The organism is Hymenobacter taeanensis (assembly GCF_013137895.1).
Lineage (GTDB): Bacteria > Bacteroidota > Bacteroidia > Cytophagales > Hymenobacteraceae > Hymenobacter > Hymenobacter taeanensis.
Genome location: NZ_CP053538.1, coordinates 589,010 through 609,422 on the forward strand (window position 1 = coordinate 589,010; position 20,413 = coordinate 609,422).

Sequence of the window (20,413 nt, forward strand, 5' to 3'; positions counted from 1 at the left end):
TGGGGCTATACGGCGGTTTAGGGTAAGCGGGCGACCCAAACAGCGGTTCGTTCCAGTTGCTACTTGCGGAAACAGACGAAATGCTTAGCCTATACTAAGTAGTCAGTAACAGCACATCATTCCGAGCGCAGGCTCGGAATGATGTGCTATTTAATTCTCATCAATTGCCTAGAGTGGCCTAGCGTCTGCCGGTGCGTGTGGTTAGGGTTAGGCCTGAGGTTTCAGGTACTCATCCGTGAAATGTGCTTTGTGCGCAGGTTGGGCAAACTTCTCGGTGTTGTAGGCCTGGGAGTTGCCGCGCGGTATCGATAACGACTGCCACTCCCCGTTACGCACCATCTTCCCGATGAACACAATTTGCCCGATGTGGTACGGGTAGTGGGCGAGCTGGCGGTTGATGGCCTCCGTGATGGAATGGCCCTGGTTGCGGATGTATACCGTTTGGTGGTAGTTGTTGGGCGTTACGGAATCCAGCGCGGCCAATAGGCACTGCCACCCCTGCTCCCACTTGGCTAAAAGCTCTTCCCGGCTTTGGATGTCGTTTTCAAACTCTGCTTCGCGCTGGCGCCACTCCTTTTCGCCGTCGGTGGTCAGAAAATCCGTCCAGCGGGAGAGCATATTGCCCCACAGGTGCTTTACAATGGTGGCGATGCTGTTGCTTTCGGCGTTGTACTGCCAAAACAAGGCCTCATCGGGGAGCTGGGCGAAGGTTTTCTCCCCGAGCTGCTTGTAGTACTCGAACTGCTTCCGGACGCTGGTGAGGTAGTCGGCGGTCATGGTGAAGAGGGTTACGCGGTTAGCTTCACCGGAAGATACCAGGCTTTTCTCACTGATTCCAGCCCTGCTTTCTGCTAGCCCAGCAACCCAGAAATGCCCTTCACATTCAGCCGGGCAAACTTCCGTACTCGCTCAAACTTAGCCACCGTGGCGGCCAGCTCTTCGTCTTCGGGCTGCTTGCTGGGCACGTGGGTTATCAGCAGCTCAAATACCGAAGCGGCAATATCCATGTAGCCCAAAATCAGCAGGTAGAGTTGCTTCTTTTGATCCTCGGAGTAGCCTTTGGTCCGGATGGCTTTTACCAGCGTGTCGAGCTGCGCGGTTTCGTCGGTGTACAGGTCGCGTAGGCCACTGCGGGCAACGGCATACTTGGCCTGCTGCTCCTCACTGGCCGCGTGCAAGGCAAACGGAAACGCCTCCACGAAAGCCGTGGCAGCCAGGAAGGTTTTCTCGGCCCCGTACACGGCCGTCAGGTGCTTTTGCAGGCTAGTCCAGAGGCCGGTGCGGGCCTTGTCAAAAGCGGCGGTATTCGGGTCGGTCACGGTGAGGCGGTGTTGAGGTGGGCCGCAAAGGTACGTGGCCTAGCGGTCATGCGTGCGTTATTGAAGTGGCCTACCATGCAAACAGGCCTTACTTTCTCATTGACACTGGCGACGCAAACGGCTGATAAGTTTTACCGTCTTTATCAAAGGACAACACGTTGCTAACCTCACGCAATGTTAGGTAGATTCGGCCTTGGCGCACTTTGCGCCTAAGTACTCGATTGGCACGTTGCTTATTCTCCTTTTCCGAATCGGCAGTTGTGACCCCAAATACAGGAGTGCGGCGATATGAACGAGCCATTAATTTGGATGTAACGTCATGAATGGTACCTCCTACTTCGTCTTGAACCGAATAGGATAGTCCTGCCGCAGCAGGTAGCCGTCTTTAGATATAAAGCCGCGCGGCATTACCGTCACCACGAACTCATACTCATGGTGGGGTTGCAGCTCTATCTCTAAGGTGAAGGACTTACGGTCGGCAGAAAAGCCTACTGGCTTTTTCAGTGGGAAGTATTCCTTACCGCGAGGCCCAGGACTAAACGACATCCCCTCCCCCATTTCCCTGTCGAAGTGAATCACCAGTGTCCGGTCGCTGGCGTCGAGCTCAGCGGTGCCATTGGTGGCGGGCATGGTACCCACCACTACCGGCTGATGAGCGGTAAAAGCGGCCAGCAACTCTGCTTTGTCCCAGCCCTCCGGGTAGTAGCCCGACTGCTTCACGAACCGCTCTACGGCTTCCGGGTTAGCATATTCCAGCTCGATAATTTCCTTTACTGCCTGCCGCTTGTTCTTGGCCTGCGCATAGTAGGCCTTGTTGATGGCATAGCCCATGAAATACCCTAAGTCGGCGGTAGTGCTGGCGGTAGAGCCATTATACAGCCAATGGGCATAATACGAGGTAAACATCTCCTGCTTGAATGCTTCCCGCAATTCCTTTTCGTGCGCTACTCCATAGGTGAAGTAAGTGCCCTGCATGGGCTTGCGCATAATCAGCTCGGTTATAAAGTCGCAGGCGCCCTCCTTCAACGACTGGCCTAGCAGGTTGGCATCGCCCCCATGTTGCTGCGTGTGCACGTACTCGTGTACATTTAGCGGAACAATATTATCCATGGACTGCTCCTTGAATACGCTAGGTAGCCATTGGTTTTTGAATTCTGATACATCCGTTTGCGCATTCCCAGTGGCTATTTCTGTCCCAATAAGCACCTTGCTCCTATCTACTGTACCACCCGAGCGCAACCCACCAATCGTGAAGTACATGCTGGCCTCCCGCAACTCCGGGTACAGCCGCTTAAACTGCCGGATGCTCTTCTCAATATCCTTGGTTTTGGATTTCACTACCAGCGTATTCGGCCGGATAGACGCCCAATACTTCGGCAGCTTGTTGATCAGGTCTACCCACAGCTCCGCTGTGTAGTCGCGCGCACCCATAAACGCTGTCAGTCCTTCGGTGCCCGGCTTGATGTACAGATTGTTAATGTAGGCCAGTTGCTTGGTGCGGTCCGTCGTGGACTGAATGCTGTCGTAGGCCACCCAAAAACGGTCAATATCCTCGGTAAATACTTTTTGCTTCGTTGCAGACTGGCCTAGAGCTGTTTGTGCAGTGGCAGCGAGCAGCAGTAGGCATAGTAGTTTCTTCATCTGGATAGAAGCAAGGGTAAGATGTATTGGATAGCTAGTAGCAGGGCAAAATATAGCTAGAAAACCGAATAACACCGATTTCGATAAGCAACAGCGGCCCGCCGTACCGGGTGGTACTGGCGGGCCGCTGCTAACAATGAATGCTGCTTAAGCCGCTTTCTGCTCGTCTGCCGACACCTCGTCTGGTGATACTTCCACCACCTGCCCGTCGCGCACAATTACTACTGGCGTTTGCTTGTAGCGCTTAAAGGCGAGCATATTATCGTAGGCGTTATCCAAGGCAGTTTGCAGCTGCTCGCTAGTGTAGGGCGCCTGATCTAGTTTACTCATGAGTAGTGGCCACTTAAGGATTGCCAAATTACTGAATCTTGAACGGTTGTCGTGCCAGTTATGCCTTGTGCTATACGACGAGGCTTACCAGCTGAGTTGTCGATAAAAGCCCACTTATTGACGACCGATTGATACAAAGAGAAGAAGTACTGCAACCCCAGTTCGTATCGCCTTTTGATAACGTCTTCCGGGATGTTGTGCCCACCTTCCCGCACCCGAATTCGTACCCGCTGCACGGCGGCTTCAGGCGTGCTAAGCCAGAAAAAGAACAGATGCACGGTGTACCCGTGTGCCTGCGCTCGTTTGATAAACGCCAGATAATGCCGCGTAGCCAAGGTGGTTTCCAGCGCGAAGGTTTCGCCGGCCGCCAGCAGTTCCTGCAGTCTCGTCAGCATCAGCCGCCCAGCCTGCACACTTACTGTTTCCGGCTGAAACGGTGAGAGGCCGCGCGCAATTTCATCAGCATTCACGAACTCCCGGCATTCCAGCAGATTTGGCAGTAACGCATAGGCAGCAGTAGTTTTGCCCGCGCCGTTGCAGCCCGCAAGGAGGTAGAGGTTTTTCATCCTTCCTTATACACCATCAAGTAGTCATTCAGGTTAGCTGATTGGAACATTTTCTCCCACTCAGATAATGGAACTGCTGTTTCCAAAGTCACATCATTATACACTATCCAGCACCCTGCCTCTTGTGACAGGTTACGCAGTTGTTGAATGGTTTGCTCACCAATACGCTCCCAACCGTATTTTGCCGGGCCGTGAAGCATAATATGCCACAAAGCATATTCCAGACCGTCCATCCAGCCTGCACACCACACCTCTTCTGAGATATCACTCATTAAGTTGTGTAGTGCAGCTTGCTGTTTATTGAGGTCCTTATACATCGGGAGCTAGTTAATTATAATCATACCTGAATCACGCCCACGTTGTACGCCTTCTCAATCGGCGCGTGGTTGGCCATGCTGATGCCCTGCGAGATAATCTTGCGGGTATCCAGCGGGTCAATAATAGCGTCTACCCAGAGGCGGGCGGCGGCGTAGTACGGCGAGAGTTGCTCGTCATAACGGGCTTTGATGCGGTCTAGCAGCTCCTTCTCGGCTTCGGGCGTGATTTCCTCGCCCTTGGCTTTCAGGGAGGCTACCTGAATCTGCAGGAGGGTGTTAGCGGCGGCGGCGCCACTCATTACGGCCAGCTGGGCTGTAGGCCAGGCCACGATGAGGCGCGGGTCGTAGGCCTTGCCGCACATGGCGTAGTTGCCGGCGCCGTAGCTGTTACCAATAACCACCGAGAACTTTGGCACCACCGAGTTAGCCATGGCATTTACCATCTTCGCCCCGTCCTTGATGATGCCGCCGTGCTCACTCTGCGAGCCCACCATGAAGCCCGACACATCGTGCAGAAACACCAGCGGAATCTTCTTCTGGTTGCAATTCATGATGAAGCGTGCGGCTTTGTCGGCCGAGTCAGAATAGATAACGCCACCCATCTGCATGGCGCCCTTCTTGGTCTTCACAATTTTGCGCTGGTTGGCCACAATGCCCACGGCCCAGCCATCAATGCGCGCTAGGCCACATATCAGGGTCTGGCCGTACAGGTCTTTATAAGGCTCAAACTCCGAGTTATCGACCAAACGGTTGATGATGTCCATCATATCGTAGGGCTTGGCGCGGTCGGAGGGCAACAGGCCTAGAATTTCCTGCGGGTTCTCCTTAGGCGCCACGGAGGCTTTGCGCGAGAAGCCCGCCGTAGCCTGGCCGCCCAGCTTATCGAAGATGTTGCGGATGTGGTCAAGGCACTCCTCGTCGTTGGCAAACTTGTAGTCCGTCACGCCCGAAATTTCGGAGTGGGTAGTGGCCCCGCCCAGCGTTTCGTTGTCAATGCTCTCCCCAATGGCCGACTTTACCAAATAAGAACCCGCCAGGAATACCGAGCCGGTGCCATCCACAATCATCGCCTCATCGGACATAATCGGGAGATAAGCCCCACCTGCCACGCACGGACCCATGATGGCGGCTAGCTGCACGATGCCCATGCTGCTCATCACGGCATTGTTGCGGAAGATGCGGCCGAAGTGCTCCTTATCCGGGAAAATCTCGTCCTGCATAGGCAGGTACACCCCCGCTGAGTCGACGAGGTAAATGATGGGCAGCTTGTTTTCGATGCTGATTTCCTGGGCCCGCAGGTTCTTCTTGGCCGTAATCGGGAACCAGGCGCCGGCCTTCACGGTGGCATCGTTGGCTACTACCACGCACTGGCGGCCCTGTACCCAGCCAATAACTACCACTACGCCGCCGCTGGGGCAGCCGCCTTCCTCCTGGTACATGCCCTCACCGGCGAAGGCGCCAATCTCAATGGTTTCAGCATCCTTATCGAGCAGGTAGTCAATCCGCTCACGGGCAGTCAGCTTGCCTTTGCTCTTATGAGCCGCAATGCGTTTTTCGCCGCCGCCCAGCTGTACGCGCTTGAGCCGCTGCTGGAGCTGGAAATTCAGTTGCTTAATGCTGTCTTCGTTCTTGTTGAATTCGAGATTCATTGGGTGGGAAGCGTGGGTGGGTGGTGGTGAAGTAGTGAATTTGTGAAATAGTGAATTTGCTGTTCTCATGATCGAATCGTGCCATTTGAGTGGCCTAGGCCAATCGCATGTCTCATTCACCATTTCACAAATTCACCATTTCGCCTTTGGCTAGACGCAAGAAATCCGCCTGGGTGGGGCGGATTTCAAAGGTAAGGAGAATGTGCAACTGGCCTAGCCAGCTTATTTCACCGTCGTCTTGGCTTCCGTCTCAACGGTAGTGCCATTGGGGCGGGTAACGGTGGTTTCTACCTCCTTTTTAGTCTTATCCTTACCACCGCCAAACACTGAGAAGTGTACGTAGCGCTTGGGGTTTGCCTGAAAGTCGGTCAGCAGGGTATTGGTGCTGGCGGCAGTGGCATTGAGGTTATTATAGAGCAGCGTGTCGTTGATGAGCTTGCCCAGTGAGCCTTTCTGATCTGTGAGTGAACGGTTCAGGGTGGTCATGGTGCTCTGGGCTTCCGTCATGGTAGCATTCAGCTTGCGCATGGCCGGGCCTACCGGAGCGTTCTTCAAGGAGTCGCTGAGCACGGCAAAGTTGCTGGCTATCCGATCAAACTTCACGCTGGTCTTATTCAGGTCAGCGGTCAGGCGGGCCATGTTGGTGGTAATCTGATTGATGTTGCGCTGATTCATCAGCAGCAAGTTTTTCAGGGCTTCGGTGCTGCCCTGCGCGTTTTGCAGAGTGGCTTGCAGGCTTACTTTGGCATCTTTGTTTAGGAAGCCATTTACTTTAATCAGGGTTGAATCAACGGTGCCCAGCACGGGCAAGGCTTTGGCCTGGAAAGCATCCGTAATGCTGGCTACCGTATATGAGCGGAGCTCCTCACCCCCATCATACACCTTGGTGTTTTTGCCCAAGAACAGCGTAATAGTTTTAGAACCCAGCAGCGAACCGCTCAAGCTGGCCACGGTTGAGTCGCCGACAGTAACGCCCTTTTGGAGCTCTACGGCTACCTTCACACGGTTACCTTCTTCCGGTATCAGGCTCATTTCCTTTACCTGCCCCACTTTGATACCGTTCAGAATAACCGGATTACCGATGGTTAACCCATCCACGTTATCATACTTGGCATAATACGTTCTATCAGAAGAAAGCAAGTTACTGCCCTTCAGAAAGTTAAAACCCAAAACCAATAAGGCAATGGCGACGATGCCCAACAGGGCCACTTTTATTTCTTTCGACACAGGGGCCAGAGTAAAGTGAGAGAGTAGCGGAGAGGTACAAACCGAATAAACGAACAGGCCCTAGAGCTATTCGCCATTCATCGCCTCCAGTTCGTTTTTGTAGTCGCGGAAGGCGCGGTAGATGCCTGCGGCTATATACGTTTGCCCCGCTTTATCGTTCAAATACTGTTCTTCGCTACGGTTAGTCAAGAAGCCGGACTCAATTAATACCGAGGGCATAGTTGATTTCCAGAGCACCAAAAAGCCCGCCTGCTTTACTCCTCGCGAGGGCCGCCCTACCGTAGTACGCAGTTGCTTATCTACCTTTTGCGCAAACCGAATGCTGTTTACAATGTGCGCGCTTTGGTAGAGTGAGAACAGAATATGGCTCTGGGGCGAGGTGGGGTCGAAGCCGTTATAGCGCTCTTTATAATTGTCTTCCTGCAAAATAACAGCGTTTTCCCGCTTGGCCACCGACAGGTTAGCATCAGTTTTGTGTGGACCCATCGTCCAGACCTCGGTACCGTTAGCCGCCGGGGAGGAGGCATTGCAATGGACGGAAATAAACAGATCAGCATTGTGCTTATTGGCAATACCGGCCCGATCGGCGAGTTCCACAAACACGTCGGTCTTACGGGTGTACACCACCTTCACATCGGGCATTTCCTGCTCAATCTGGTGGCCTAGGGCCAGAATAATTTTGAGGGCGACATCTGCCTCCCGGGCTTTCACGCCGGCGCACCCCCTGTCCTTGCCGCCATGGCCGGCGTCAAGCACAACGGTGCGCAAATGGTATTTAGTTGGGGCCGGCACCGGAGCATCCGGCACAACAGCCCGCGACGAGCCGGCGAAAAATAACAGGCCCGCCGCGCTGAGAGCTACAATATTCCGCACGGAGTTCGTTAGTTGGGGTAGCTACCCGCTACCTTTGCAAACCGCCACAAAATAAACGATAAAAACTACGTGGCCCCGCTAGCGCCTGTGTTTCATTTGATTTTAGACGCGCCGGGCCGGTGGGCACGGCCCCTGCTGCTTTTACTACCTCTACTGTTGAGCCTTGCTGCGGCTCAGCCTGGTCTGGCTCAGCAGCGCCCCCGCACTACCAGCGTGCCTGCCGATGTACGCCCGGCTCCCCGCGTAATCAACGCCCCTCAGCCCAACGCTCCCGTCCGCCCCGACACGCTAGGCCTGGTAACGGGCTCTCCGGATTCCTTACGCGTGGCGGCTGGCGGCCGCAAGGGTGCCGTGGAAACTACCGTGAAATACAAGGCCAAAGACTCCATTCGGTTTGAGGTGCAGAACAAGCGGGCTATTCTCTACGATAAGGCCAATGTGGACTACGGCGACATGAACATCCAGTCGGCCCGCATCACGGTAGATTACAGCACCAACATAGTAACGGCCGAAGGCCGCAAGGACTCAACTGGCAAATTGCTCGACCGGCCCGTGTTTAAGGATGGCGGCAGTACCTACCAGGCCAACCGCATCGACTACAACACCAAAACCAAGCGCGGCCGCATTACGGATGTAGTCACGAACATGGGCGAGGGTTATATCCACGCCGAGACCATCAAGAAAAACGACCGGAACGAGCTGTTTGGGTTGCGGGGCCGCTACACTACCTGTAACCTCGAAGACCCGCACTTTTACATCAACGCCTCCAGGATGAAGGTGATTCCGGGTGAGCAAGTTATAACCGGGCCGTTCAACCTGGTTATCGGCGACATCCCTACGCCGCTGGGCTTCCTGTTTGGCTACTTCCCCACCCCTAAAAGCAACAAGCGCGCCTCGGGCCTGCTGATTCCTACGTTCGGTCAGGCCGCCGACCGGGGCTTCTTCCTGCGCAACGGCGGCTACTACTGGGCCGCTAACGACCACATCGGCGTACGCCTCACCGGTGATATCTATTCTGGCAACGCCGACCGTTTTGGAGGCTGGCGGGGCACAGCCGAGATGCAGTACATTACCCGCTACCGGTTCAGCGGCCTGCTTTCCTTTAATTATAGCTCGCAGCCCACAGCCCAAATTCTTGGCTCCACCGATGCCAATACCAACCCCGGCTATAATGTACCCAAGTCTTCTAAAAACTACGCGTTAGCCTGGACCCACAGCCCCGTAGCAAGGCCCAACGGGGGCCGTTTTTCGGCCAACGTGAATATCAGCAGCAACAACTATTACCGGCAAAACTCTTATAACGTCCGCAACTATCTGCAGTCTGCCTTCTCCTCTACTATCTCTTACTCAAAGCAGATCCGTAACTCTCCTATCAACTACGCGCTGCAGCTCAGCCAATCGCAGAATACGCAAACTGGCACCATGAACTTTACGCTGCCAGATGTAACGGTAGGTGTGGCCCGGCAGTACCTCTACGATCTGGTAGGCCTGGAGCCCCGCGGCCGGTTTTATGAACAGCTGGCAGTGGCCTACACGCTGATAGGCCAGAACCGCATTACCAACTCCGTTCCTCAGACGCTGCTTAATAGTGGATCTGTTCCCGTGTTGGGCGGATCGCGCGAAACGGCTGTCATCCCTTTTGAATTCAGCAACTTCGGCAAACTGCTGCGCAACTCTCAGAATGGCATCCAGCACCAGTTTCAGATTACGCTTGGCAACTACACGCTGCTGAAGCACTTCAACTTCAACCCCAGTGTTAATTATAATGAGGTCTGGTACTTCAAAAAGCTGAACTACAGTTATAACAACGTAGCCAGGGCCGTCCGAATTGATACTACTGCCGGCTTTAACCGCCTCAACAGTGCCTCTTACGGGGCCAACCTCAGCACCAACTTTTATGGCACTATCGTGCGCAAGGGCACGCACAAGATTCAGGCCCTCCGCCATAAAGTTTCCCCCAGCCTGAGCTACCAGTTTTCACCGGATAATCGAATTACGGGTGGCGCTTTCACCTACACTTCTCTCGGCGACCTGATTGACCCTGCCACCGGCCGGGCCTACAATAGCGCCCAGCTGCTTCCGAACTACAACGGGTTTCTGTTTGGCGTGCCAACTACTACCAAAGTAAGTGCCCTGAATTTCTCTCTGCAGAACTCCGTGGAGATGAAAGTGCGCAACAGCAATGACACCACCGGCACTACTCCGTTCAACAAGGTTAGCCTGATAGATGGCTTGGACTTCAATATTGGCTACAACTTTGCCGATACGGCCTTTAACCTGAGCCCATTGGGCATTGTGTTCCGTACGCAGATTGCTCGCAAACTGAACCTGCTGATAAACAGCAACTTCGTCTTCTACCAGCAAGACTCTACGGGCCGCCTGCTCAACAAGTATCTGTGGGAGCAGCAGAAGAAGAAGCTGGCGCGCTTATCTTCGGCTAACCTCACTATCAGCTACCAGTTCAACCCCAGCACCGGCGACCGTAAGTCGGTGATTACACGACCAGTAGCCCCCGCCAATGACCCCATTCTGGGCTCACCTACGCGCATCGACCCCTACGAAGACTACGTAGACTTTGAGATTCCCTGGGACCTCAGCACCAACCTCACGGCTACGTATGCCAACCAGGGCCCTTTGCCTGGGCTGCTGTACCGGCCGCGCAAATCGCCCTACACGGCAGTGAGCCTCAACCTGAACGGCTCGGTGAAGCTGACGGAAACTCTGCGGTTTGGGTTTAGCACCAACTACGACTTCGTTAATAAGAACCCCGCTTTTACCTCACTTGATGTGTTCAAGGATCTGCACTGCTGGCAGATTAATGGCAATTGGCGCCCGTTTGGGCCTACCCGCGGTTACTTTATCACCATTGCGGCTAAGTCGGCGCTGCTTCAAAGCTTAAAGCTGAGCCGCAACCGCACGTTCCTGAACTACTAAGCACCCCGTTCTGCTTTCGGCTGGCTGGTACCTGGCCTACAGTTGCGCCCAAAAGCTAGGCCTGCATGTGAGGCTTGCTGTAACTACTTCGCTGGTTTATTGGTGGGGGCGGTGGCTTACTACGCCAGCCGAGCAGCACCCTAAGGCCAGAATTACCTGGGGTAAGCTCAACGGATGTACGGGCCTTTAGCCGTGGGTTGCAGAAAATTTCTGCAGATTTGGGCCGCCGTTTGCCTTCGGGTGAGTTAGCGCATTTCCTTACTCCTTCAGCCTCTAAGACCCTCTTCCTGTTATGTCTCAGCACAAAGAAGTCAAGCTCGTGACCACGCACCAATTGCTGGCCATGAAGCAGCGCGGCGAGAAAATTTCCATGCTCACGGCCTACGACTTCTCGATGGCACAGATTCTGGACGGTGCCGGCATCGACGTTCTGCTGGTTGGCGACTCCGCTTCCAACGTCATGGCGGGCCACGAAACCACGCTGCCCATCACCCTCGACCAGATGATCTACCACGCGCAGTCGGTGGTGCGGGCTGTGAAGCGGGCCTTTGTGGTGGTTGATATGCCCTTTGGCTCTTACCAGGGCAATTCTTCCGAAGCCCTGCGCTCCGCTATCCGCATCATGAAGGAGTCGGGTGGGCACGGCATTAAGCTGGAGGGCGGCGCCGAGATTAAAGACAGCATTACCCGTATTCTCACGGCGGGCATCCCGGTAATGGGTCACTTGGGCCTTACGCCACAGAGCATTTATAAGTTTGGCACCTACACTGTGCGCGCCAAAGAGGAGGCCGAGGCGCAGAAGCTCATTGAAGATGCGCTGCTACTGCAGGAAATTGGGTGCTTTGCATTGGTGCTTGAGAAAATTCCCTCCTCCTTAGCCAAGCAGGTGGCTGAAAAGCTCACAATTCCCGTAATTGGTATTGGCGCCGGCCCCGACGTGGATGGACAGGTACTGGTTGTGCACGATATGCTGGGCATTACCAAAGAGTTTAAGCCGCGCTTTCTGCGGCGCTACGCTGACCTAGGCGACGTGATGCACGATGCCGTGCAGCGCTACATACAGGACGTGAAGGGCCGCGACTTCCCTACCCCTGACGAGGCGTATTAATACCTATGAGCATTTATCAGTGAGCAATAAACAATTGCCATTGATATAGGCCACCCGGCTACTGCTCATTGCTCATTCTTCATTGCTCATTACCAGCTAGTGAATCGTCCGAATCTGTGGTCGGAACGGAAAGAAATTCTGTTCGAAGACAACCATTTGCTCATCATCAATAAGCCCGCCGGCCTGCTTGTGCAGGGCGATGCCACCGGCGATGAGCCCCTCTCTGCTAAAGCAGAAGAATACCTGCGTTTCAAGTACAAGAAGCCCGGGGCTGCCTTTGTAGGGGTAGCTCACCGCCTCGACCGCCCCGTGAGCGGGGTGGTAGCGCTGGCCAAAACCAGCAAAGCCCTGAGCCGGCTCAATGAGATGTTTCGCGACAACAAGGTGCACAAAACCTATTGGGCGCTTACGGGCAAATGCCCTGACCCCACGAGTGGCCACCTTACTCATTGGCTAGTGAAGGACCCCATCCGGAACACCACCAAGGCCTACTCTGAGCGCCACGGCCAGGGCCTCAAGTCAGACCTGGATTATACCGTGCTAGGCCAGGCGGGCAACCGCTGGCTGATACAAGTAAACCCTATCACGGGCCGCCCCCACCAGATTCGCGTGCAGCTCAGCACTGGCCTAGGCACCCCTATTGTGGGCGATGTGAAGTATGGTTTCCTGGCTCCCCTGCCCGATGTAAGCATTGCCCTGCACGCCCGCCGGCTAGAGTTGCAGCACCCCGTCACGAAAGAAGCTATGTGCTTTGAGGCCCCCGTACCCGACATTGCGCACTGGGAGGCCGCCAAAGCCTACTATTAAGCCCTAATTAACAGCCAGCAGCCGTTAGCATAACGCCGGCAAGTATGGTTTGCTCCGGGAGAGAGTTGCTAGGCCACTTCCCTCCTGCAACCAGCTTGCGGCTTCTGCCAGCGGCTGTTTTTTTGCGACGTATAGTTGGCCAGCTGCTCAATGCTGAACAATATTTTGGCCTTTTATATAGGGAAATTGCAGTCTGCAGTACCCTGGCAGTAGTTTTACAAAACAGCCGCTGAACTTATCCTTAGCTTTCGAGCTTTTGCGAACTGAGGATTAGCCGCTTCTACCCTCGATTCATCTCTTTTTCGGCCCATGGCGATACTCGTTTTCTTCGTAGCGCACTATTATTTGTCGCTCTTCACGCAGACCTTCTACCTGCACCGCTATGCGGCTCACAAGATGTTCACAATGAACAAGTTTTGGGAGAAGTTCTTCTTCCTGTTCACGTACATCTGTCAGGGCTCATCGTTCCTGTCGCCGCGGGCATATGCGCTGCTGCACCGCATGCACCACGCCTACTCTGATACGGAGCTGGACCCCCACTCTCCTCTTTTCTCATCGAATGCGTTTTCGATGATGTGGAAGACGAAGAATATCTACAACGATGTGCTGAACCACCGTTATGAGCTGGCGGAACGGTTTGAGGGCGACTACCCAGAGTGGACCGCCATTGAGAACTTCGGCGACAAGTGGTACTCCCGCCTGGGTTGGGGCACGTTCTACGTGCTGTTCTACGTGCAGTTTGCTACGGCCTGGTGGCAGTTTCTGCTGTTGCCCATCCACTTCCTGATGGGCCCGATCCACGGTGCTATTGTGAACTGGGGCGGCCACAAGTATGGCTACCAGAATTTTGACAACCACGACCACTCCAAAAACACGCTGGCGCTGGATTTCCTCGCCTTCGGGGAGCTGTTCCAGAACAACCACCACAAGCTGCCCATGCGCGTTAACTTCGGGGTGAAATGGTGGGAGTTTGACCCTACCTACATGTTCATTTGGGGCATGGATAAAGTAGGAGTTGTAAAGATCAAGCGTAAAGTACAAGCTCCCGCTAAGCCCAAGCCTGCAAAAAAAATGGCGGCCTAGCCTCAGTTAGCACCTACTAAAAGGGCTGCTTCATTTCTGGAGCAGCCCTTTTTATTTTGCCCGTGGCGCTGCTGGTAAAGCGAGCCGGCAGCGCCGCTTGGCATCAGTTGCTCCTCAGCACTTTGTAGCAGGCTGATTCAGCAAAGACTGGGTTTCTCCGGGAATCATTTCTCTGGCGTTCCTTTCTACCAGACTTTTCCCTACCTTTGCGCCTCACTTTCAATCAGACGCACGAGATGCGTCGCTTAACCAACCCGGTTTATGGCAGTTAAAATCCGCCTCGCCCGTCGCGGCCGCAAAAAGGCCGCTCAATTCGACATCGTTGTTGCTGACTCCCGCTCGCCCCGCGACGGCCGCTTCATCGAGAAAATCGGCACCTACAACCCCCAGACTAATCCTGCTACCATCAACTTCGATGGCGACAAGGCGTTTGACTGGATCATGAAAGGCGCCCAGCCCACCGATACGGTGCGTGCTATGCTCTCTTACCGTGGTGTGCTCTACCGTAAGCACCTGCAGCTTGGTGTAATCAAAGGTGCTATCACGCAGGACACTGCTGACCAGCGCTTCACCGAGTGGAAAGAGCAGAAAGACGCTAAGATCGAAGGCAAGCGTACCAACATCGGCAGCGCTAAAGATGAGGCTCGCAAAGCCGCTCTGGCTGCTGAAACTAAAGTGAAAGAAGCTCGCGCTGAGGCTCAGCGTCAGAAGCAAGCTGCTGCTCTGGCTGCTACTGCTCCTGCTGCTGAAGGCGACGCTACCGAAACGGCTGAAGCTTCGGCTGAGACCACGGAGGAAGCCGGCGCTTAGTTCTAGCGTATACGTATGAGGGTGATGAGGTAATAAGAGGTGCTGCTGGCTATTGCCACTACGCTTCTTATCCAACCTCATCACCTTCTCACGTTTCCTCTCCTCACTGTTCTGCCATGACGCTCGACGACTGCTACCAACTCGGTTCCCTTGGGAAGCCGCACGGCCTTAAAGGCTTCGTGGTGGCTTTCTTCGATGTGGACGACCTCGACGAATACCGCAAGCTCAAGTCTGTTTTACTCGAGTTGCCTTCGGCCCCTGGCAAGCTAGTGGCCTATGAGGTGGAGAAGGTGCAGCCACAGGCTGAAAACCGGGTTCTATTCAAGCTCAAGGGCATTGACCGCATAGAAGACGCCGAACCGCTCCGTAATGCGAAGCTGTGGCGCCCCTTGGCGGAACTGCCCGAGTTAGAGGAAGATCAATTCTATTTCCATGATGTCATCGGCTACACCGTAGTAGATGAGCAGCTGGGCGCGCTGGGCACCGTAGAAACCTTCTATGAGCTGCCGCAGCAAGACCTGCTGGCCATGCGCTATCAAGGAAAGGAAGTGCTGATTCCGGTGGTAGATGCCTTGGTCTCGCGCGCTGATGAGCAGGAACGCAAGTTGTACGTGAGCATGCCAGAAGGCTTGCTTGATGTGTACTTGTCGCCTGGCTCGCGGGAACAGGATGAACCCCTAGACGAAGAGTAGGCCTCTCCCACTATGCGGATTGACATTGTCACGTGCCAGCCGGATTTGCTGGTCAGCCCTTTTGCGCATTCCATTGTGAAGCGCGCTCAGGATAAAGGCCTGGCCGAAATTCATCTGCACGATCTGCGCCGTTACGCTATCAATAAGCACGGCCAGATTGACGATTACGTATTTGGGGGTGGTGCCGGTATGGTACTACGCGTGGAGCCCATTGCTGCTTGTTTCGATGAGCTACTGGCCCAGCGTTCCTACGACGCCATCATTTACCTGACTCCTGACGGGGAAACCCTTCGTCAGCCGCTCGTAAATCGGCTGTCATTAGCGGGTAACCTCCTGCTGCTCTGCGGACACTATAAAGGGGTTGACGAACGCATTCGGCAGGCTTACATCACCCACGAAATCAGTGTAGGTGACTACGTACTGAGCGGAGGTGAATTGGGAGCAGCTATCTTGGTAGATGCCGTTGTGCGGTTATTACCCGGCGTGCTCGGCAACGAAGAGTCGGCCCTGAGCGACTCGTTTCAGGACAACCTCCTCTCGCCGCCCGTGTACACCCGGCCCGCCGAGTGGCGCGGTCATGGGGTACCGGAGATACTACTCTCTGGCAACACGCCTAAAATTGATGTCTGGCGTCATGACCAGGCAGTGGAACGGACCCGCCAACGGCGGCCGGACTTATTACAAGAGTGAAATTGAGAAGTTGTAAAAATGTACGCTCTGCTGTTCTGCTTCCGTAAGTGCCGCAGCCAGAACTACTAACTCGCAATTTCACTATCTCACCATTTCACAATTTAAAAATAGAGCGCTATATTTGCGCCTCTTTAACAGAAACCTCGGACGGCGCGGCCGTCCTTCACAGTTTTTCCAGCCATGAGCGTATTACTCGATTTTATTCAGCAGGAATCCCAGGAGCGCCGCGCCAGCTTCCCCAAATTTGCCGCCGGTGACACCATCAATGTTCACGTGAAAATCCGTGAGGGCAACAAGGAGCGCATTCAGCAGTTCCAGGGTGTAGTTATCCAGCGCAAAAACTCTAACTCAAACGGCGAAACTTTCACCGTTCGTAAAATCTCTAACCAGATCGGTACCGAGCGTATCTTCCCTCTCCTGTCGCCTAACATCGACAAGATCGAAGTAATCCGTCGTGGTAAAGTACGTCGTGCTCGTCTGTTCTACCTGCGTGGCCTGTCGGGCAAAGCTGCTCGCATCAAAGAGCGTCGCCTGAACATCGCCGAGAAAGTAACTGCTTAAGTTGCTCTTAGCTTCAGAATATGAAAAGCCGGCTCCTGAAATAGGAGCCGGCTTTTCTGCATTTACTGGTTAATCCTCTAGGCCACTACTCTGGCCTAGCAGAACGCCCCACCGCCTGGCACACTACCAGTCTGGCGTGGGGGCATTCTGTTGAGTTATTCTTACTTGGCTGGTTAGCGGCTGGCAGAGTCTTGGCTTAGATCTTGGTCGGCACTGGTTTGCGGTGATTGCACCTGCTTAGCCGCGGCACTCAGGGCTTCCCCCAGGTTAGCCACTCGCTCGGCGGTGTTGGGGTTATCAGCGAATACGGCCGCTTTGCTTGTGTTAGCACCTAAGCGGCTAAGCAGCTGCGATACTACGTTTTTATCAATGGTACCGCCCCCAAAGTGTGCTTTCAGAGCTTGTAGGTCGGTTACAATTTGGTGCAGCTCCGGATTATTAACATCTTTCAAATCTTCAATCCAGCGCTGAAAGTGGTTATCAAGACCAGCGCGGTCTGCCTCTTCCTGTAGGTCGCTGGACAGTATTTTTACGGCGCCATCCAAATGATTTTGATGCTGGGTGTCGTCTTTGGGTTGCTTGTGAAAGGACATAGAGGTAATGAGTTAGGCCTTTAGGCGAAGTTGAGGAAGGGAATACAAAAGCAAACGGAAGAGGTTAGCAAAGGTTATGACGTGGCTATCCGACGGCAGGACCGTACTTTCGTTTTATCACCCGCTCCTGTTCCTTTATCCTTCTGTATGAGAAAATTTTTATCCGGTGCTTGGCTGGCGCTATTTCCGCTATGTGCTCTGGGGCAATCTAGGCCAGTTCCTGCCACCTGGCAGCAGGAAACCAACTATTCCATAGACGTTGCTCTCGACGACAAGCAGCACGTGTTAACGGGCCAGGAAGAGTTAACCTATGTCAACCACTCACCGGGTTCCCTCTCCTATATCTGGTTTCACTTGTGGCCGAATGCCTACCGCGACAATACTTCTGCCTTTGCTAAGCAGCAGTTGCGCAATGGCAGCCGCAAATTTCAGTTTGCCAAAGCTGAGCAGCGGGGCTTCATTGATGGCCTTGACTTCAAAGTAGACGGCGCAGCTGCCAAGCTGGAGTATGACCCCAACAACCCCGATATAGCGAAGCTTGTGTTGCCTAGGCCACTTGCGCCGGGGGCTAGTGCTACTATTACCACCCCCTTTCGGGTAAAAATTCCGGATTCTTTCTCCCGGTTCGGGCACGTTGATCAGAGCTATCAGATTACCCAGTGGTACCCGAAGCCAGCGGTATTCGACCGGAAAGGCTGGCATCAGATGCCTTACCTTGATCAAGGGGAGTTCTATTCTGAATTTGGCACTTTTGATGTGCGCATTACGCTGCCGGCCAATTATATAGTGGGTGCCACCGGCGTACTGCAAAACCCCGAGGAGCAGGCTCGCCTGGATCAACTGGCAGCGGCTACAGCCTTAAAAAAGACTCAGAAGGACTTTGGCGATGATGCCAGTTTCCCGGCTTCAGCTCCAGAAACCAAAACCCTGCGCTACGTGCAGGACCGCGTACACGATTTTGCCTGGTTTGCCGATAAGCGCTTCAATGTGCTAAAGAGCGGCGTCACGCTACCGTCGGGTCGCTCGGTGACCTCTTGGGTCATGTTCACTAATAAAGACGCTGAGAAGTGGATAAAAGGCCTGCAGGACGTTAACGATGCCCTCACCTACTACTCGAAATGGGTGGGTGAGTACCCCTATGCTTCCGCTACGGCCGTTGACGGGGCCCTTAACGCAGGCTCGGGTATGGAATACCCGATGGTAACGGTTACCATGCCCTCTGCAATTGTACACGAAGTAGGCCACAACTGGTTTTATGGCATTCTGGCTTCTAATGAGCGTGACTTCCCCTGGATGGATGAAGGCGTGAACTCCTACGTGGAGAACCGGGTGGCCGAGCGCGACAACCCCACAGCCGGGCAGTTCGATTTTCTGGTAAAGTCGCCGGGGCTGGCTAAAACTCTAGACGTAGATGGCCTAGAGGCTGCCGCACTTAACCAGATACCTTATCAAGCCGTGGCCAGCCGCGGCCTCGACCAGCCTGTGAGTGGCCCTACATCGGCAGCGTATGGCAAACTGAACTATGGGCTTATTGTGTATGGTAAAACGGCCTCGCTGCTCAAGTACCTGGCAGGCTACCTGAGTCAGGAGAAGTTTGATGCCGCTATGCAGGCCTACTATCAGCGCTGGCAGTTCCGTCATCCCTATCCTGAGGATATGGAGGTCGTATTTGAGGAAGTGAGCGGCCAGAAACTGGATTGGTTTTTCAAGAGCATGCTCACCAACCAGGTACACTACGATGCTACGCTCTCTGATATTCTGGTGCAGGACCAGCAGGTGAAAGTGCTGGTGCGCAATGATGGAGGCGCACCCTTCGCAGTGCCCGTAGCAACGCTCGATGCTCAAGGCAAAGTACTGGAAACCCACTGGACGCCCGTATTTGGTAGCGTTAAGGATGACGAGAACGATGAGGTGCAGCTCAACTTCCGCCGTGAGGGAGTAGCCGCCGTGGTAGTTGACCCCGGCTACCTCACCCCTGAGCTAAACCGCCGCGACGACCACATCAACCTGACTGGCTCATTCCGCACCTGGGAGCCACTGCACATTCGGCCGTTGGCCAGCGTAGAGCGCTGGGACCGAAATACCATTAACTGGTTACCGGTATTTGGCGCCAATACCTCTGATAAGTTTATGCTGGGGGCCGCCTTTTACAATAACCTCATTGCGCCCAAAAAGCTCAACTTTCTGGCCATGCCCATGTACAGCTTCAACCGGAATGAGTTGAATGGTATTGGCAATATCAGCCTGAATGTGCTGCCGCAAAAGAACGTCCGGCAGCTTGTAACGGGGGTGTTAGTGCAGCGCTTTGAGCGTTACCGCAAGCTGGAGCCGAGCATTACGTTCATTCTCCCCCACTCCGCCTTCAACCAGCCTCAGCACTCGTTGAAAGGCACACTCTCCTACATTAAGGATGAGGACCTGCACCGTACCAGCAGCATTCAGTCACTGGACTACCGGGTGCATCAGGAGAATGCCCTCCAAGGCTGGTCGGCGCACGTTGAGCTTAACCACTTCATTCCTTCGCAGGCCGAAGACATCCCTTCGAGCGAAGCTACTCTGCTGCGAGCTACTGCCACTTACCAACGGTATTACTCGGCGAAAAAACAGGTGCGGGCCCGCTTGTTTGGGGGTCGGTTCCTGCAGTCATCCAACTTCACCGATTATTACATGGGCCTGAGCGGTAGCCCCGATTACCGCCGGCAAACTGCTTTCCTGGATCGTCAGCAGATTTCGGATGCCTTCACCGCGCAAGTGCACCAAACCGATGACCGCGATGGTGCCTTCAAAAGCTTTGTGCCCACCACGAGTGGCCTACAAGCCAACAGCCAGCGCTGGCTAAGCACTTTAAACCTGGAGGCTGATTTGCCGGTGACCAGATTAGCCGTGTTCGCAGACTTTGGCGCTACCAAGGAGTTCCAAACGCTGTACGAATCGCGGGGTGCTCAGCGCCTGTATTACGATGCAGGCCTAGTGCTGCCGCTCTTTAAGAATGTATTCCGGCTTTACCTGCCAGTAGCAGGCTCTCAGTACCAAGATGAGTTACCCAGCAGCCGCAAAGACTTCACTGATCGTATCCGCTTTGTATTGCACCTCGAGCAGCTCAACCCTTTCCGTTTGCTGGATGAGCAGCTAGCGCAGTAGGTTATCAGCCTGTCGGATTTTTAAGTTACTTGGCATTCCGGGCCGGGAAGCTACTGGCCTAGAAGCAGGCTG

The 20,413-nt window shown here is 54.3% G+C and carries 19 protein-coding genes; 9 read left to right on the forward strand and 10 right to left on the reverse strand.

The features are described 5' to 3' along the window. Positions 1-207: 207 nt before the first annotated feature. The 9 genes from HMJ29_RS02480 to HMJ29_RS02520 form a co-directional block, all read right to left on the reverse strand. A complete protein-coding gene (locus tag HMJ29_RS02480; RefSeq protein ID WP_171590001.1) occupies positions 208-777 on the reverse strand; it encodes a DUF1572 domain-containing protein in 570 nt (189 codons plus the stop codon). A gap of 74 nt (positions 778-851) precedes the next feature. Further along, positions 852-1,319, reverse strand: a complete 468-nt coding sequence (locus HMJ29_RS02485) for a hypothetical protein (protein WP_171590002.1) — start codon at positions 1,317-1,319, stop codon at positions 852-854. Positions 1,320-1,652: 333 nt separating this feature from the next. Then, positions 1,653-2,960 carry a hypothetical protein gene (locus tag HMJ29_RS02490; RefSeq protein ID WP_171590003.1) on the reverse strand — a complete coding sequence of 436 codons (1,308 nt, stop codon included), beginning with the start codon at positions 2,958-2,960 and terminating at the stop codon, positions 1,653-1,655. Between the two features lie 147 nt (positions 2,961-3,107). After that, a complete protein-coding gene (locus HMJ29_RS02495; protein ID WP_171590004.1) occupies positions 3,108-3,290 on the reverse strand; it encodes a hypothetical protein in 183 nt (60 codons plus the stop codon). Further along, positions 3,287-3,856: an ATPase gene (locus HMJ29_RS02500; RefSeq protein WP_171590005.1), complete on the reverse strand. Its 570-nt coding sequence runs from the start codon at positions 3,854-3,856 to the stop codon at positions 3,287-3,289. The genes HMJ29_RS02495 and HMJ29_RS02500 overlap by 4 nt, the downstream gene beginning before the upstream one ends. Beyond that, positions 3,853-4,173: a hypothetical protein gene (locus HMJ29_RS02505; protein ID WP_171590006.1), complete on the reverse strand. Its 321-nt coding sequence runs from the start codon at positions 4,171-4,173 to the stop codon at positions 3,853-3,855. Before HMJ29_RS02505 ends, HMJ29_RS02500 begins: the two co-directional genes overlap by 4 nt. 20 nt (positions 4,174-4,193) lie before the next feature. Beyond that, positions 4,194-5,822 (reverse strand): acyl-CoA carboxylase subunit beta, encoded by a 1,629-nt coding sequence (locus tag HMJ29_RS02510; RefSeq protein WP_171590007.1) that lies wholly within the window; start codon positions 5,820-5,822, stop codon positions 4,194-4,196. Between the two features lie 222 nt (positions 5,823-6,044). Next, positions 6,045-7,049 (reverse strand): MlaD family protein, encoded by a 1,005-nt coding sequence (locus HMJ29_RS02515; RefSeq protein ID WP_171590008.1) that lies wholly within the window; start codon positions 7,047-7,049, stop codon positions 6,045-6,047. 66 nt (positions 7,050-7,115) lie between these two features. Beyond that, on the reverse strand, positions 7,116-7,922 hold the full coding sequence (locus HMJ29_RS02520; RefSeq protein ID WP_410779994.1) for an N-acetylmuramoyl-L-alanine amidase family protein: 807 nt from the start codon (positions 7,920-7,922) through the stop codon (positions 7,116-7,118). A gap of 156 nt (positions 7,923-8,078) precedes the next feature. Here HMJ29_RS02520 and HMJ29_RS02525 point away from each other — a divergent pair, with 156 nt between their 5' ends. The 8 genes from HMJ29_RS02525 to rplS all read left to right on the forward strand — a co-directional run bounded on the left by HMJ29_RS02525 (position 8,079) and on the right by rplS (position 16,607). Continuing rightward, positions 8,079-10,856, forward strand: coding sequence for a putative LPS assembly protein LptD (locus HMJ29_RS02525; protein WP_171590009.1), 2,778 nt, complete (start codon positions 8,079-8,081; stop codon positions 10,854-10,856). Between the two features lie 292 nt (positions 10,857-11,148). Further along, the gene (gene panB / locus HMJ29_RS02530) at positions 11,149-11,964 is read left to right on the forward strand and encodes a 3-methyl-2-oxobutanoate hydroxymethyltransferase (RefSeq protein ID WP_171590010.1); all 816 of its coding nucleotides are present in this window, start codon (positions 11,149-11,151) and stop codon (positions 11,962-11,964) included. A 99-nt stretch (positions 11,965-12,063) separates the two neighbouring features. Continuing rightward, positions 12,064-12,771 (forward strand): RluA family pseudouridine synthase, encoded by a 708-nt coding sequence (locus tag HMJ29_RS02535; protein WP_171590011.1) that lies wholly within the window; start codon positions 12,064-12,066, stop codon positions 12,769-12,771. A gap of 309 nt (positions 12,772-13,080) precedes the next feature. Beyond that, positions 13,081-13,854 carry an acyl-CoA desaturase gene (locus HMJ29_RS02540; protein WP_171590012.1) on the forward strand — a complete coding sequence of 258 codons (774 nt, stop codon included), beginning with the start codon at positions 13,081-13,083 and terminating at the stop codon, positions 13,852-13,854. 261 nt (positions 13,855-14,115) lie between these two features. Beyond that, entirely contained in the window at positions 14,116-14,664 is a 549-nt protein-coding gene (locus HMJ29_RS02545; protein WP_171590013.1) for a 30S ribosomal protein S16, read from the forward strand. 116 nt (positions 14,665-14,780) lie between these two features. Next, positions 14,781-15,356, forward strand: coding sequence for a ribosome maturation factor RimM (gene rimM / locus HMJ29_RS02550; RefSeq protein ID WP_171590014.1), 576 nt, complete (start codon positions 14,781-14,783; stop codon positions 15,354-15,356). A 12-nt stretch (positions 15,357-15,368) separates the two neighbouring features. Next, complete coding sequence (trmD, locus tag HMJ29_RS02555) at positions 15,369-16,046, forward strand: tRNA (guanosine(37)-N1)-methyltransferase TrmD (RefSeq protein WP_171590015.1); 678 nt, start codon at positions 15,369-15,371, stop codon at positions 16,044-16,046. A gap of 180 nt (positions 16,047-16,226) precedes the next feature. Then, positions 16,227-16,607 carry a 50S ribosomal protein L19 gene (gene rplS, locus HMJ29_RS02560; protein WP_171590016.1) on the forward strand — a complete coding sequence of 127 codons (381 nt, stop codon included), beginning with the start codon at positions 16,227-16,229 and terminating at the stop codon, positions 16,605-16,607. Between the two features lie 173 nt (positions 16,608-16,780). Here the strand turns inward: rplS and HMJ29_RS02565 are convergent, their stop codons facing one another. Then, positions 16,781-17,200: a hypothetical protein gene (locus tag HMJ29_RS02565; protein WP_171590017.1), complete on the reverse strand. Its 420-nt coding sequence runs from the start codon at positions 17,198-17,200 to the stop codon at positions 16,781-16,783. Between the two features lie 147 nt (positions 17,201-17,347). Here HMJ29_RS02565 and HMJ29_RS02570 point away from each other — a divergent pair, with 147 nt between their 5' ends. After that, positions 17,348-20,341 (forward strand): M1 family metallopeptidase, encoded by a 2,994-nt coding sequence (locus HMJ29_RS02570; RefSeq protein WP_171590018.1) that lies wholly within the window; start codon positions 17,348-17,350, stop codon positions 20,339-20,341. Positions 20,342-20,413 lie beyond the last annotated feature (72 nt).

Excerpts from the sequence above, each read along its gene's own strand:
- rplS (WP_171590016.1), top strand. The coding sequence starts at position 16,227 with ATGAGCGTATTACTCGATTTTATTCAGCAGGAATCCCAGGAGCGCCGC.
- HMJ29_RS02570 (WP_171590018.1), top strand. The coding sequence starts at position 17,348 with ATGAGAAAATTTTTATCCGGTGCTTGGCTGGCGCTATTTCCGCTATGT.
- rimM (WP_171590014.1), top strand. The coding sequence starts at position 14,781 with ATGACGCTCGACGACTGCTACCAACTCGGTTCCCTTGGGAAGCCGCAC.
- HMJ29_RS02495 (WP_171590004.1), bottom strand. The coding sequence starts at position 3,290 with ATGAGTAAACTAGATCAGGCGCCCTACACTAGCGAGCAGCTGCAAACT.
- HMJ29_RS02500 (WP_171590005.1), bottom strand. The coding sequence starts at position 3,856 with ATGAAAAACCTCTACCTCCTTGCGGGCTGCAACGGCGCGGGCAAAACT.
- HMJ29_RS02565 (WP_171590017.1), bottom strand. The coding sequence starts at position 17,200 with ATGTCCTTTCACAAGCAACCCAAAGACGACACCCAGCATCAAAATCAT.
- HMJ29_RS02510 (WP_171590007.1), bottom strand. The coding sequence starts at position 5,822 with ATGAATCTCGAATTCAACAAGAACGAAGACAGCATTAAGCAACTGAAT.
- panB (WP_171590010.1), top strand. The coding sequence starts at position 11,149 with ATGTCTCAGCACAAAGAAGTCAAGCTCGTGACCACGCACCAATTGCTG.
- trmD (WP_171590015.1), top strand. The coding sequence starts at position 15,369 with ATGCGGATTGACATTGTCACGTGCCAGCCGGATTTGCTGGTCAGCCCT.
- HMJ29_RS02480 (WP_171590001.1), bottom strand. The coding sequence starts at position 777 with ATGACCGCCGACTACCTCACCAGCGTCCGGAAGCAGTTCGAGTACTAC.
- HMJ29_RS02505 (WP_171590006.1), bottom strand. The coding sequence starts at position 4,173 with ATGTATAAGGACCTCAATAAACAGCAAGCTGCACTACACAACTTAATG.
- HMJ29_RS02490 (WP_171590003.1), bottom strand. The coding sequence starts at position 2,960 with ATGAAGAAACTACTATGCCTACTGCTGCTCGCTGCCACTGCACAAACA.
- HMJ29_RS02540 (WP_171590012.1), top strand. The coding sequence starts at position 13,081 with ATGGCGATACTCGTTTTCTTCGTAGCGCACTATTATTTGTCGCTCTTC.
- HMJ29_RS02545 (WP_171590013.1), top strand. The coding sequence starts at position 14,116 with ATGGCAGTTAAAATCCGCCTCGCCCGTCGCGGCCGCAAAAAGGCCGCT.